Origin of the sequence: Aureliella helgolandensis (assembly GCF_007752135.1) — a bacterium.
Classification (GTDB): Bacteria; Planctomycetota; Planctomycetia; order Pirellulales; family Pirellulaceae; genus Aureliella; species Aureliella helgolandensis.
Genome location: NZ_CP036298.1, coordinates 5,836,443 through 5,848,960 on the forward strand (window position 1 = coordinate 5,836,443; position 12,518 = coordinate 5,848,960).

Genomic DNA, 12,518 nt, shown 5'->3' on the forward strand with positions numbered 1-12,518 from the left:
TGGGAGGAAAGCAAAACATCTTTTGAGGAAGTTGTATGGAACCGATTGAACAGAAAATCTTGAATGCGATGGAACAGGCAATTGGGCCTGCAACCGAAATGGTGCTGCTCCACCGTCCTTACCTGCCGCCTTCCGCCTGGGAGTATGTCAAAGAGTGTTTGGACACGGGCTGGGTTTCATCCGCTGGTTCCTATGTCACTCGATTTGAAGAGGAGCTGGCTCAATTTACCGGTTGCCGCAGAGCGGTAGCTACTGTGAATGGAACGGCTGCTCTCGAGGTTTGTTTACGGCTGGCAGGGGTAGTGCCAGGCGATGAGGTGCTGTGCCCATCGTTGACGTTCGTCGCGACAGCCAATGCCATCTCGCACTGCGGTGCCGTGCCTCACTTCGTAGATGTATCTGCGGACAGACTTTCGATTTGTCCCCAAGCACTGGAAGCTCGCTTGCAGGAAACCGTTTCAGCGGAAGCAACTGGGCCAGTCAACCGCCAGACAGGGCGGCGTATTGGGGCGGTATGCCTCATGCACTGTTTCGGTCATCCGGGAGAAATCGATGCCATCGTCAAACTATGTGACGAGTACAAACTGCCACTCATTGAAGATGCCGCAGAATCGCTTGGGTCGTATTACCAGGGCAAACATACGGGCCGCTTTGGTAGGCTGTCCGCAATCAGCTTCAATGGCAACAAAATCCTAACGACCGGTGGTGGTGGCGCCATCGTAACCGATGATGATGCCTTGGCCGACCGAGCCAAACACCTGACGACCACTGCCAAAGTTCCCCACCGCTGGGAGTTTCATCACGATGCAGTGGCCTGGAACTATCGCTTGCCGAATATCAACGCCGCGTTGGGGGTTGCGCAGTTGGAGATCTTGCCAAAGATATTGAACGCAAAACGCCAACTCGCCGAGCGTTATGCAGCGGCGTTCGCTTCGCTGGAAGGTGTGGAGCATCTGTCCGAACCATCCGACAGTAGCAGCAACTTCTGGCTCAACGCACTCGTACTGTCTAGCGCCAACAGCTCCCGGCGTGATCAAGTGCTGGAGGTGTTAAACGGAGCAGGTTACCAATCGCGTCCGCTGTGGCAGCCGATGCATCACTTGCCCATGTATGCGGACTGTCCACGAGGCGAACTGTTGACCACGGAAATGCTGAACCAGCGGGTCATCAATATTCCCAGTTCCGCCGATCTAGCGCCGAACTGGATGAGCACTGTGCAATGAAGCTTCCTATCGCAATTGTCGGGTTTGGCGGACATGGGCGGGTTGTTGCCGCGGCCTTAGAAGCCTCCGGTCGGCAAATCTTGGCTGCTACGACGCTCACCCCCTCGGCCGTCGATAGTTCAGCAACGAAGATCCTACTCTTAACAGACGCCGAGCTGATCGAACGCTATGCTCCCGACCAAATTGAATTGATTCTAGGAATCGGAGGGATTACCCCTACCTGTAGCGAAAGTAGCAAATGGAAAATCGTCCAGGATTTCCAGCAGCGCGGATTTCGATTCACAGGCTTTCGCCATCCAGCTGCCTGGGTCGCTCCAAGTGCTATAGTTTCACCAACGGCACAGATCCATGCCGGTGCAATCGTTCAGCCTGGCGCTGTTGTGCGGAATTTTGCAATTGTGAATACCCTGGTTGGCGTCGATCACGATTGTGTGATCGGCGAGCATTGCCATTTGGGCCCTGGCACATCACTATCGGGAGATGTCCGCGTCGGTGACGGAAGTCATTTAGGGACAGGCTGCAATGTCATCCAGGGAATCGAGCTGGGTGTTGGTTGTTTTGTGGCGGCCGGAGCGACCGTTGTTCGCGATGTAGCGGCCGGAGAATACGTACGTGGCGTGCCGGCGAAAACTTTCGTCCCACGCGTTGTGACAGGTTAGAAACTACGGAATCAAGATGAATACCGACTCCTTGTTAAATATGATTGGTCGCCATGAACCGCTCTTCGAACAAGATGTGGTTCAACATGCAAGCACCATGAATGACGAGATCGCCAACAGTCGATTTCTGGTGGTTGGTGGAGCGGGTTCCATCGGCAGCGCCGTTGTCCGAGAGCTTTTCGCCCGCAATCCTCGGGCATTGCACGTGATCGATACTTCCGAGAACAACTTGGCCGAGTTGGTTCGCGATCTGCGAGCTTCGTTAGGTTACATCGAAGGTGACTTTCACGCCTATTGCTTTGACGTATTGGGCTCAGAATTCGATGCATTTTCGCAACAAGCCTTGGCTCAAGGAACACCTTACGACTATGTCTTAAATTTCTCGGCGCTCAAGCACGTGCGCAGTGAGAAAGACCCCTTCACGTTGATGCGTCTCATTGATGTCAACATCTTTCTGACTACCAAGCTGCTGGAGTTTGCAAAAGCGGGAGGCGCCAAAAAGTTCTTCTGCGTGTCGACTGATAAGGCAGCGAATCCAGTCAACATGATGGGAGGCTCCAAGCGGATCATGGAGATGTTCCTCTTAGGCGAAGCCAGTCCAACGGCCGTTTCCACTGCCCGGTTTGCCAACGTGGCGTTCTCAGATGGCTCTCTGCCGTTTGCTTGGACGGAACGTATCCAGAAACGTCAACCCATTTCCGCTCCCAACGATATCCGTCGCTATTTTGTGACAGGTCAGGAAGGAGCCCATCTTTGCCTATTCTCTATCCTGCAAGGCGCAGATCGCGAAATCTACTTCCCAAAATTGAGCCCTCGACTGCATCTCATTACCTTCGCGGACATGGCGCAGAGGTATTTGGAATCCCTGGGCTACGAACCGTTCATCTGCTCCACCGAAGATGAAGCGCGCAGCCGGGTCGATGAATTGAGTCAACAACGCAAGTGGCCGTGCTACTTCTTCACCACCGATACAACGGGTGAAAAGGACTTTGAAGAGTTCTACACCTCTGCCGAAGAAGTGGACTGGGAACGCTATGCCGAGATGGGAGTTGTCCGTAACGATGCCTTCTCTAGCCCGGAACAATTGCGAGAATTTGTGGCCAAGATTCAGCATTTGCGAGAGGCGAGGAGCTGGACCAAAACCGACCTGCTAGACGCGTTTGCAGAATTGTTACCCAATTTTGCTCATAAAGAAACTGGCAAAAACCTCGACAATCGGATGTAATCATGTTGAAACGACTGTTAGACATCGTCGTCTCTGGGGCGATTTTGCTAGTACTGGCATTGCCGCTGACGATCATCATTGTGATTTTAAAATTGACCGGCGAGCATGAGGCATTCTATTTCCAGGACCGAATCGGATTTCTGGGTAAGATCATCCAAGTCACTAAATTTGCGACGATGGTTAAGGACAGCCCCAATCTTGGTACCCAAGACATTACCCTCCGCAACGATCCGCGCGTTCTACCGGTTGGCAAATTCTTGCGAAAAACTAAACTCAACGAGGTTCCTCAGTTCTGGGATGTGTTCGTAGGCAAGCTCTCGTTGGTAGGCTGGCGGCCCCTAATGCCTAAGGGGTTTGCAGACTATCCACAACATGTGCAACAAGAGATCGTGAAAGTGAAGCCAGGGCTGACCGGGATAGGTTCGCTCGTCTTCCGCGATGAAGAAGCCATCATTGCCCGGGCTGAGACCGAAGGACGCGACCTGCGTGCCTGTTATCGCGAGGACATCATGCCGTACAAAGGCGCGTTGGAAGTCTGGTATGTTGCGCACCAGGGACTATGGACCGATCTGAAGATCTTAGTCGGAACGGCGGTAGCTGTGCTAAAACCGGGCTGGACCGGTTACGCCAAGTGGCTGCCCAACCTTCCTCAGCCCGAATCGTCGATAATCCGCGAATACCTGGGGTTGAACTCCACCGAACAGCTATGAACACCCTGGAGAAAACTCGTTCGTCTCCCGCCGCAAATCGCTGGTGGGATGAATTCGGGCCGGTGGTACCGCTGGTGGCTGTACTTTCCGCCTTGCCCTATGTTTTGGTCTATGGCGCGAACCTCTGGCGTCTACCGCACTATCAGTTCTTTCCAGTGTTGGTCGTTGCGATCGCCTATCTCATTTGGAAGAGGCGTTCGGGACGTCTGGTTCTAAGTTGGAATGGGCGGGCCGTCCAACTCGTGCTCCTGGTGGGCGGAGTCTTTGGACTTCTCTGTGCGACGATATTTGCCTCTCCGTGGATGGGCTATTTCGGCTTTGCAATGTGCTTTGCCAGCTGGCTGGCCGGACAACGCGATGGCAACACTCCACGCAGCCTGCTCTACCTGGCAATCCCAGTGGCTTTGATCTGGCAACCGCCGTACAACACGCTGCTCACGGCGGATACGATACTCATCCAACAATTGCAAGCGCACAGTGCCAGGCTTTCTTCACAGTGGTTGGATCTACTGGGCTATGCACATCATCAGCCAGGAACGGTCCTTGAGTTTGCCGGTCGCAGTTTTGGCGTAGCAGAGGCATGTAGCGGAATTCAGTCGTTCTTCGCGGTCCTCTGTTTTGGCGCTTTGCTGGTTGCATTCTTCCGACGCGGCCCCATTCATACCATACTCCTGCTTGCCACGAGTCCGTGTTGGGCATTGCTGATGAACACGATTCGCATAACGGCAATTCCCGTCGCCTTTGCCATATTCGAAGTGGATCTTTCGCATGGACTGCTGCACGACCTGCTGGGCTTCGGCACGATGGCATTGGCACTGGGGCTGCTAGTGAGCACCGATGAACTGCTCGTCAAGTTGACAGAGAGTCTCCAGCCGTATTGTGGAACATGGTGGGGAGACGCAGCTGATCGGCGAAGTGACGCCCCTCAAACACACACCCAGCAAGGACCGGGGGAAGTCCCCCCGTCGTCCAGCAGTCAAGGTGAACTCGTCAGCTCAAGTTCACTCCCCCTCAACGCTGGAGAGACCGTCTACCCACCGTATTTCAAGCCAGCCAACTTGATCTTGCTTGCGCCGATGATGGTATTTTTTGCATTCTGTTTTGGCATCCAAACCTACGACGTCTCCCAGTCTTGGGGCCAGCAGAAGAAGGTGATTGACTTCTTCCGCGATGAGCCATTGATTGAAATGTCATTTCGTGATGCACCTGAAAATTTGCTTGGTTGGCCACAGCGCGATTATGTACGCGAGAACCGCGAACGCGGAAACGATGATTTGGGTCAGCGCAGCGATTTATGGTACTACGCCGCACCTTTCGGCACCGTATCAATCTCGTTTGACCAAATGTTTCCCGGTTGGCACGAATTGACGCGTTGCTACCGTTCGGCTGGCTGGGAAATGACACACCGCTTGTTGCTCGATGAATCTCAAGCGGGAAATTGGCCCATTGTCATGGCTGAGTTTAAACGCGGTGGAGAATTCGGCTACTTATTGTTCTCTTTGGTGGATCGTTCTGGAAAACCGGTCAAAGCACCCGGGCAATGGAATAAGTGGACGAGCCTGCAAGAACGCTTGACGAACCGCCTAACTCCCGCAGTCCGCGGGGCTTTGTTTGGGATCGCCGCCTACCAAGTTCAGATCTTTATCCCCTCAGTGCAACCGTTGCCAGAGGACGCGCGCAACGCATCTCTGGAACGCTTTCTTGCGATCCGTGAAATCCTCTGGGAGGCAGCCGAAGCGCGAATCCCATGAGTAAGCAGTCTTCCCCAATTAGCCATGAAACCCTTTCCGGAAAACCAGCGCGATGGATGGCAGGCATGCCTGCACTCGTGTTTGGCGGACTTGCATTCCTTGTCGCCGTCTACGGTCAATGGATTCTCCCCGCACAATTGCCGACACGATATGCGTCGGTCGCCGAGCAACTGCAGGTAAAGTACCAGCAAATTCGGCAACGCGGTGAAACGGCTGATATCGAGCAGCTGCAACGCGTCGCAGGAGAGATCGACGTTGTCTACAGTCGACTGACTGCACTCGAAAACGGGAATCCAGCGCGTTACTGGCAATGGGCTAAATTCCAAGATGAACACGCCCAGTTTCTTAGGCAGAGTCTAGCCTCGCCTTCAGGTTCATTGTCTGAGGCGGCACGTGACGAACTGCAAACCCAAGCTCGCTCCTTCGACGAAAAGGCGCGCAACGTCATCGAACAGCTCTCAGTCGGCGAGTCTGAGTTCAAGTCACAAGCGATCCTATGGTCTCTGCGGGGCCAATACGAGAATGGGATCGCGGGAACGGGCATTCCTAACGCAGCTGCGCTGGCAACCCAGGTAGAACATTTACTTGCAAGCGAAATCGAGGGAATCGACTCGGAACCCAATCGGTTGCTAGTACTGCAGTTGGCGATGGAATCGATTTGGGATGCTTACGAATCCGGAACAGACGCTGCGTCAGCGAACAGTGGCACTTTACAAGAACCGTCACCCGCCGGTACAAAACCAGAATTGCTAGACCAGGCAAAGCTACTGGCTGAGCGGCGAGCGAGAATCCAAAGCGTCTGGGAGACCTACCAGCGTCTGGCCCCCCAACACCCCGAGGCGAAGGTACAATGGCAATCTGTCGCGGCAATGCTGTATGCCTTAGGAGCCGAAGGCGCTGTCGCCCCTGAGGCCACCCTCCCCGCCAACGTACGCAGCCTGGTTGCTAGTAAGGAACAATCCTGGCAGGAACGCTTGGCCGAAATTGAATTGGCTTGCGTTACGGGAGAGTGGGAAGCCGTCGCTTACACACTGTCGCGGCAAGACACAAACAACAACGTAGCGGTGCGGGCCGGTGCGGCACGAACGATCTGCCGTCTAGCCGCTTCGGAACTTGCAACAGTGAATTCGGAGTGGCTAGAAAAGTACCCCGTTGGATTGAACTTCGCCTGGCAAATCGGAGCGAATTTGCCTGAGTTTCCACAACTGATGTGGGAGGCCGCTATCGAGCTTTCGGGAGGATCAGCAGCCCCGCTCGTCCTCTCGCCAGGGGTAGCCGACGCGATTGCGGGCAGCAGTAGCAACACCCTGAAGCATACGCTTTTGGCGTTTGCCCGAGCATTGAACGACGAATTCGAAGTCTCACGATCGCACTTGGAACTCCTCCATCGGGCTGCGGGAAACCTAACTATGGTTGCCAGAATCGCCTTGACCTATGATCGCCTGCACGTCCTCCCCACTCCGGAGATGGACCGCCAAATTGAAACACTGTTGCAACAGTCCACGCAGATTGATGCGCAGGATGGAGCCGCGTGGCTTGCCCTGGGCGTGATCCAATTGCGAGAGAGCCAAGCCACGGCCGCAGTTGCATCTCTGACCGAGGCCCAGCAACTGTTGGGTAAGGTTCCGGTCGTAGAGCAATATTTGAAAGTGGCCACCGAAGCATCGCGAACTGCAGCAGACCAATAGCTTTAGCTGAGAAAGAGCAATATTGAAACGAGCGGTAATCACTGGAATCACAGGCCAAGATGGTAGCTATCTCACAGAGCTACTACTTGCCAAGGACTATGAGGTGCATGGAATCGTACGCCGCAGCAGCAGTCTTACTCGCTCGCGCATCGACCACTTAACTCGCGACTCGCAGGTCTACGGGGAACGCTTGCATCTTCATTATGCAGACTTGGATGACGCGACAACCATCCGGCGCATTCTTCAGAAGGTCACACCACAAGAGGTCTACCATTTAGCAGGCCAGACTCATGTGGCCGTCAGCTTCGAAGTCCCCGAGTCCACTTGTCAATTTGCAGCCATGGGGACGCTGGGATTGTTGGAGATCCTGCGTGACTGTGACCCCATCCCGAAGTTCTTACATATCAGCAGTAGTGAGATCTTCGGTTCCCCCAAAGAGAGCCCGCAAAATGAATCCACGCCGCACCGGCCGATAACGCCTTACGGTGTTGCCAAATCCTTCGCGACCGATATGGTCCGAGTCTACCGAGACAGTTTTGAACTCTTTGCCTGCAATGCAATCTGTTTCAACCACGAATCGCCACGTCGAGGCGAGTCTTTCGTAACACGGAAGATCACCAATGCCGCGGCTAGAATCAAGCTGGGTTTAGACGATCGATTGCGACTTGGCAGCTTGGAAGCACAGCGAGATTGGGGATATGCCCCCGACTTCGTTGAAGCTTTTTGGCAAATGTTGCAGGCAGACGAACCGCTCGACCTCGTGCTCGCCACCGGACAAACCCATCAAGTTCGGGATTGGCTGGATATTGCGTTTAGGCACGTTGGACTCGATTGGAACGATTATGTTGAGTTGGACGAACGCTACCTGCGAAAAGCCGACCCACAACGATTGGTTGGTGATTCCAGTTTGGCACACGAGCGAATAGGCTGGAAGCCACGAATCAGCTTTTCCCTAATGGTCCAACTTATGGTGGACGCGGAATTGCAGTTACTCGACGATCATCGCAGACAGTGAACATGCAAAACGAAACTATCGAAGAAACCACGGAATCCACTGCAGCTATTGCACCGATCAGTGCGGCCGCCGGGCCCCTGCGCGTCCTAGTGGATTGGTTAGCTCTGCTTACCTGCTTGGTCCTGCTCCCGATGCTCGGATTGTTTGCCAGCGATCTATGGCAGCGGACCGACTTTCGCTTTTTTCCGATTGCGATACTAGCATTCCTGTTTTTCGCTTTGCGTAAATTCCGCTTGGTACCTGTGGAACATCGCTGGCGTTCTTACTGGTCGCTGGGGATTCTAGTTGCCTCATCGTTGGCCGGGCTCGTCTCTGCACTTGCCGTTTCCCCTTGGTTAGCCGGCCTCGCGGTAACCGGTATGTGCATAGGTTGGGGCCTAGCGCGATTAGGCGACAGTCGCTGGCATGAGATCGTTGGGTGGACGCTGCCACTCTGGGTCCTACTAGCATTACCCGTCAGCGATGCTGCGGACGTTTCGCAACTGTTGGAATCCAGTACTGCCTCATCGGCGAGCGTTGTTCTGGACGCTCTCAGCATCCCTCAGCTAGCCATTGGAAATCTCCTACAACTTCGCAGCACCAGTTTGCCAGCCAGCTTGGTTTGCCGTGGCTTGGGAAGCATCTACTTGTTGCTGCTATGCACCACACTTCTGTCAATGTTACTGCGACGCAGTTTATGGATTGGAGGCCTGACGGTCCTGTCCCTACCTCTGTGGGCATGGTTCTCTGCAGTTGCACACTTGGTATTGGCCGCCTATCTGCTTGAAAGCGATGGACCGAATTTACTGTTTGGCGCCCGCGGGCTGGCAGTTCAAGCAGGATTCCTCGTTGTTACCGTGCTCTTGATCTGGGCGTTTCAAATCACACTGAAAAATCTCTTTGCCCCCTTTCAAGCTTATTCGGCAGGACAGCATGGATTGCACTCCTTCTACAGCAGGGTCGTCTCATGGCCTACCCAAGAAGAGTCGGAACGACCCGGTAAAGGTAAGGAAACCGCTCCCACCGCCGACACCATTAGCAACTCACGAGATCGCCGCATAGAGTTGATTGGCATTTCAACACTACTAGTCCTCGCGGTCGCCACTGGAATTCTTGCCAACTACGAAGTTTTCGGGCGCAGTGCTGGGAAACGCATGGAACCATTGCAAATCACGACAGAGGCAATGCAAAGCCATTTTTCCCTCGAGAGCCTGCCCGCGAACTTGCAGGGCATGCAGCGATTGGAGTTCAATAACTTTGAGCGGAAATCGACTCACTTCTCCCGAAACTTTGGCGCCAAGTGGATCTACGTCGTCGACCAACAACGCGCTGAAATTGTAGTGGAACTGCCCATGCGAGGCTTCTACCCCTTAGAGAGCGATTCGTTGACCGTCGTCAGCCGCTTTGCGGAGCCCCGTCAATCCTTCGAGGCGACCATTGAGGGGTTCGGTACTGTCTTGCTCGATGACGTCATCGTCCTGGACGATCTTACCGGTCGGTCCTACGTCGGTTATGCAACGCTGACGCTCAATGAGTTCCCCCCATTTCGAACCGCAGTGACAACGGGCTCCCGCTCGCTCCAGAGCTTAGTCGACTGCGTAAAGTTGCAACCCACCATCATCGCGGTTCGCTTGCTGGTGGAAGGCACGGACCGAACTTCGGAAGAGGAGCGCGCCACTTATCGACAAATTCTGCTCGAGGTGTGTGAAACGCTGCGTCCCTCTCTTGAACAGCTGAATCCTCGCTAGCCTTTCGGTCTCTAATGATTCTGGCCTGAAAAGAGGCTCACGGCGGGTTGCGATATCCACCAGCCGCTCAGCTGGAAATCTAGCAGCCCGCTGCTAAACTGGTTGGGTCCAAGTTCTCGCTTTAGAACCGAACCTTGTCAGGTTGCTACGATGTTTTACCAAGATCTACTCAATTTCCTCATCGCTTGGTTTCGTACCCGTCAATGGAGGAAGCTCTTGTGGATTGGCGCCACCGTTTTCTGCCTCCCCATGTTCGGCCTAGGCATCAGTCTTTACGGCGCCACGCTGACACGAAGCCAGATTGCTGGCCGATATCTTAGCCTCGTCAGTGAAGATGTAGACAGCACCATGGCTGCGGTCGATTCCATCAACAATGAAGATGCTACGGAGGCAACTCAGCAGGAGAAGGAGCTGCTACTGGCAGAAAGGAACTTACAGGTTCCCCTTAGACGAATTCTACAACTTGGAAGCTTCAATGAGCGCGCGGTTTTCCTGGTCGCGAATGAATTAGCTCGGCAAGGGAGACTTCCCACAGCGGTTCGCATGATGCGCGAAATCGCCCCTGCCCAAGGGAAAGGGTTTCCCAAGGGGCATGCCTGGTTGGCCAACTACGAAATGGCAACTTGGAAAAGTGATAAGACCCAAGCGGAAATATTGCTCAATGACCTGTCCGTCGCCGAATCGGAACTCAAAAACGCGCAACAAGTTCTCGTTTATGCCAAACTCCTGAACGAATTCGGCAAGCCGAAAGAGGCTCTAAGAATCCTCCGTATTCACGTGCAACAGTATCCCGAATTGAATCTACCCTATGCTGAATTAGCCAAACAACTCGGTGAACAAGCGGACTTTCGCGATGCGGTGATCGCGGGTCGCGCGGCTGCGGAGAAACGCCTCCAATCTTCAGACGGTAGCGTTAACGATGTTGCACAATTAGTAAACCTTGCGTTACTCGACGGAAAAATCGATGATGCCTTAGCTATTGCATCCCGCGGTGTAAAATCTGCCCCCGACGACCAAAACTTGAAGCGTATTTTGTCAGAAGTTCTACGATTGAAATACGAAGCCACTTCGCAGACTAGCGTGGCGGATGCACAGTTGAACTTGAGCTATCTCGATGCGGCACTCAGAGCAGACCCCACCAATCCTGCCGTGATCGACTCTGTCGCTGAGGCAATGGCCCAAGGTCAGAATCTATCCCCCGAGTTGAAGGCTGCGGTGGAAGCCAGCTTGGCAGATGGGCAGGCCTCCGTCATTACTCACATGCTGGTCGCCAACAACAAGATACGCAACGGAGATTCTGCCGCGGCCATCCCTCACCTGGAATTGGCTTTGCGCCAAGTCCCAAATTCTTCAACCATCCTGAACAACCTTGCCTTCGCCATCATCAAAGGACAACCCGACCGCGCTGACGAGGCAGCCGAGATGATCGACAAAGCTCTAAACGCTCCAGAAGCTTCGCAGGCGCAGCGCGCTTCGATGTTCGATACCCAAGGCCAAATCCGACAGCATCAACAGGATAATCTGGGAGCGATTGAGAGTTATGAAAAAGCAATCAGCCTCGACAAGGGAAAGATTGCTACGCATGAACGCTTGGCCGAAGTTTACCGAGCCGTTGGTATGCCCGACTTGGCGGAAGTACAAATGCGACGCATCAAGCAGCTGACCGATAAGAAATAGCCGTGGTCAGCAGGCACCTGCGACTTGTTGTAACGATTGCGATAAACAGGACTACGACTCGTCGTAGCCTTCTTGGAACCGTCGGAACAATAAGTGTCGCCAGATCGCTCCGCCGATCCGCAGTTTCCCGAACGAACCGGGAGCGGTTCGGCGACCATCCGCCAAGAATGGTTGCGACGGCCCTTACGCGGTAGCCTAGGTGCCTTCAGCCTACGCCAAGGGACCGCGAGAAACGCTCTTGCTCCCTACAATTCGAGACAACCGTCGCACCCAAACACTCGCTCGGTGGACTAACCATTACGCACCCAATAGCCCGACAAAGCGATGACGAGTCATCGCACTCCATATGGACTGCTGCGACTCGTCGCAGCTTTCTTGCCCGGCAGCCAGGTGTCTTCAGCGTACGCCAAGGGACGGCGCCGAACTCTCCTGCTCCCAAGAATGCGAGACAAAGGTCGCACCTAAACGCCCGCTCGGTGGGCCATCCGCAACGCCCCAAACTCCTCTACACAGCGATGACGAGTCATCGCACTCCATATGGACTGCTGCGACTTGTCGCAGCTTTCTTGCCCGGCAGCCAGGTGTCTTCAGCGTACGCCAAGGGACGGCGCCGAACTCTCCTGCTCCCAAGAATGCGAGACAAAGGTCGCACCTAAACGCGCGCTCGGTGGGCCATCCGCAACGCCCCAAACTCCTCTACATAGCGATGACGAGTCATCGCACTCCATATGGACTGCTGCGACTTGTCGTAGCTTTCTTGCCCGGCAGCCAGGTGTCTTCAGCGTACGCCAAGGGACGGCGTCGAACGCTCTTGCTCCCAAGAATGCGAGACAAAGGTCGCAC

General features: G+C 54.4%; 9 protein-coding genes. All 9 read left to right on the top strand.

All coding sequences use genetic code 11. From position 1 onward, the window contains the following. Window positions 1-35: 35 nt before the first annotated feature. The 9 genes from Q31a_RS20495 (at window position 36) to Q31a_RS20535 (ending at window position 11,675) form a co-directional block, all read left to right on the top strand. Entirely contained in the window at window positions 36-1,223 is a 1,188-nt protein-coding gene (locus Q31a_RS20495) for a LegC family aminotransferase (protein WP_145082068.1), read from the top strand. Next, window positions 1,220-1,882 (top strand): NeuD/PglB/VioB family sugar acetyltransferase, encoded by a 663-nt coding sequence (locus tag Q31a_RS20500; protein ID WP_145082070.1) that lies wholly within the window; start codon window positions 1,220-1,222, stop codon window positions 1,880-1,882. The genes Q31a_RS20495 and Q31a_RS20500 overlap by 4 nt, the downstream gene beginning before the upstream one ends. A 16-nt stretch (window positions 1,883-1,898) precedes the next feature. After that, the gene (locus Q31a_RS20505) at window positions 1,899-3,107 is read left to right on the top strand and encodes a UDP-N-acetylglucosamine 4,6-dehydratase (RefSeq protein WP_145082072.1); all 1,209 of its coding nucleotides are present in this window, start codon (window positions 1,899-1,901) and stop codon (window positions 3,105-3,107) included. 2 nt (window positions 3,108-3,109) lie between these two features. Beyond that, on the top strand, window positions 3,110-3,817 hold the full coding sequence (locus Q31a_RS20510; protein ID WP_145082074.1) for a sugar transferase: 708 nt from the start codon (window positions 3,110-3,112) through the stop codon (window positions 3,815-3,817). Continuing rightward, window positions 3,814-5,568 (top strand): exosortase U, encoded by a 1,755-nt coding sequence (gene xrtU, locus Q31a_RS20515; RefSeq protein WP_197355436.1) that lies wholly within the window; start codon window positions 3,814-3,816, stop codon window positions 5,566-5,568. The genes Q31a_RS20510 and xrtU overlap by 4 nt, the downstream gene beginning before the upstream one ends. Next, window positions 5,565-7,256 carry a hypothetical protein gene (locus Q31a_RS20520; RefSeq protein WP_145082078.1) on the top strand — a complete coding sequence of 564 codons (1,692 nt, stop codon included), beginning with the start codon at window positions 5,565-5,567 and terminating at the stop codon, window positions 7,254-7,256. Before xrtU ends, Q31a_RS20520 begins: the two co-directional genes overlap by 4 nt. Window positions 7,257-7,278: 22 nt before the next feature. Next, window positions 7,279-8,271: a GDP-mannose 4,6-dehydratase gene (locus tag Q31a_RS20525; protein WP_145082081.1), complete on the top strand. Its 993-nt coding sequence runs from the start codon at window positions 7,279-7,281 to the stop codon at window positions 8,269-8,271. Between the two features lie 2 nt (window positions 8,272-8,273). Further along, window positions 8,274-9,998: an archaeosortase/exosortase family protein gene (locus tag Q31a_RS20530; RefSeq protein WP_145082083.1), complete on the top strand. Its 1,725-nt coding sequence runs from the start codon at window positions 8,274-8,276 to the stop codon at window positions 9,996-9,998. A gap of 150 nt (window positions 9,999-10,148) precedes the next feature. Beyond that, window positions 10,149-11,675 (top strand): tetratricopeptide repeat protein, encoded by a 1,527-nt coding sequence (locus Q31a_RS20535; protein WP_145082085.1) that lies wholly within the window; start codon window positions 10,149-10,151, stop codon window positions 11,673-11,675. Window positions 11,676-12,518 lie beyond the last annotated feature (843 nt).

Bases quoted from the DNA above. Each gene is read 5' to 3' on its own strand.
- Q31a_RS20495 (WP_145082068.1), top strand. From the start codon at position 36: ATGGAACCGATTGAACAGAAAATCTTGAATGCGATGGAACAGGCAATT.
- Q31a_RS20500 (WP_145082070.1), top strand. From the start codon at position 1,220: ATGAAGCTTCCTATCGCAATTGTCGGGTTTGGCGGACATGGGCGGGTT.
- Q31a_RS20505 (WP_145082072.1), top strand. From the start codon at position 1,899: ATGAATACCGACTCCTTGTTAAATATGATTGGTCGCCATGAACCGCTC.
- Q31a_RS20510 (WP_145082074.1), top strand. From the start codon at position 3,110: ATGTTGAAACGACTGTTAGACATCGTCGTCTCTGGGGCGATTTTGCTA.
- xrtU (WP_197355436.1), top strand. From the start codon at position 3,814: ATGAACACCCTGGAGAAAACTCGTTCGTCTCCCGCCGCAAATCGCTGG.
- Q31a_RS20520 (WP_145082078.1), top strand. From the start codon at position 5,565: ATGAGTAAGCAGTCTTCCCCAATTAGCCATGAAACCCTTTCCGGAAAA.
- Q31a_RS20530 (WP_145082083.1), top strand. From the start codon at position 8,274: ATGCAAAACGAAACTATCGAAGAAACCACGGAATCCACTGCAGCTATT.
- Q31a_RS20535 (WP_145082085.1), top strand. From the start codon at position 10,149: ATGTTTTACCAAGATCTACTCAATTTCCTCATCGCTTGGTTTCGTACC.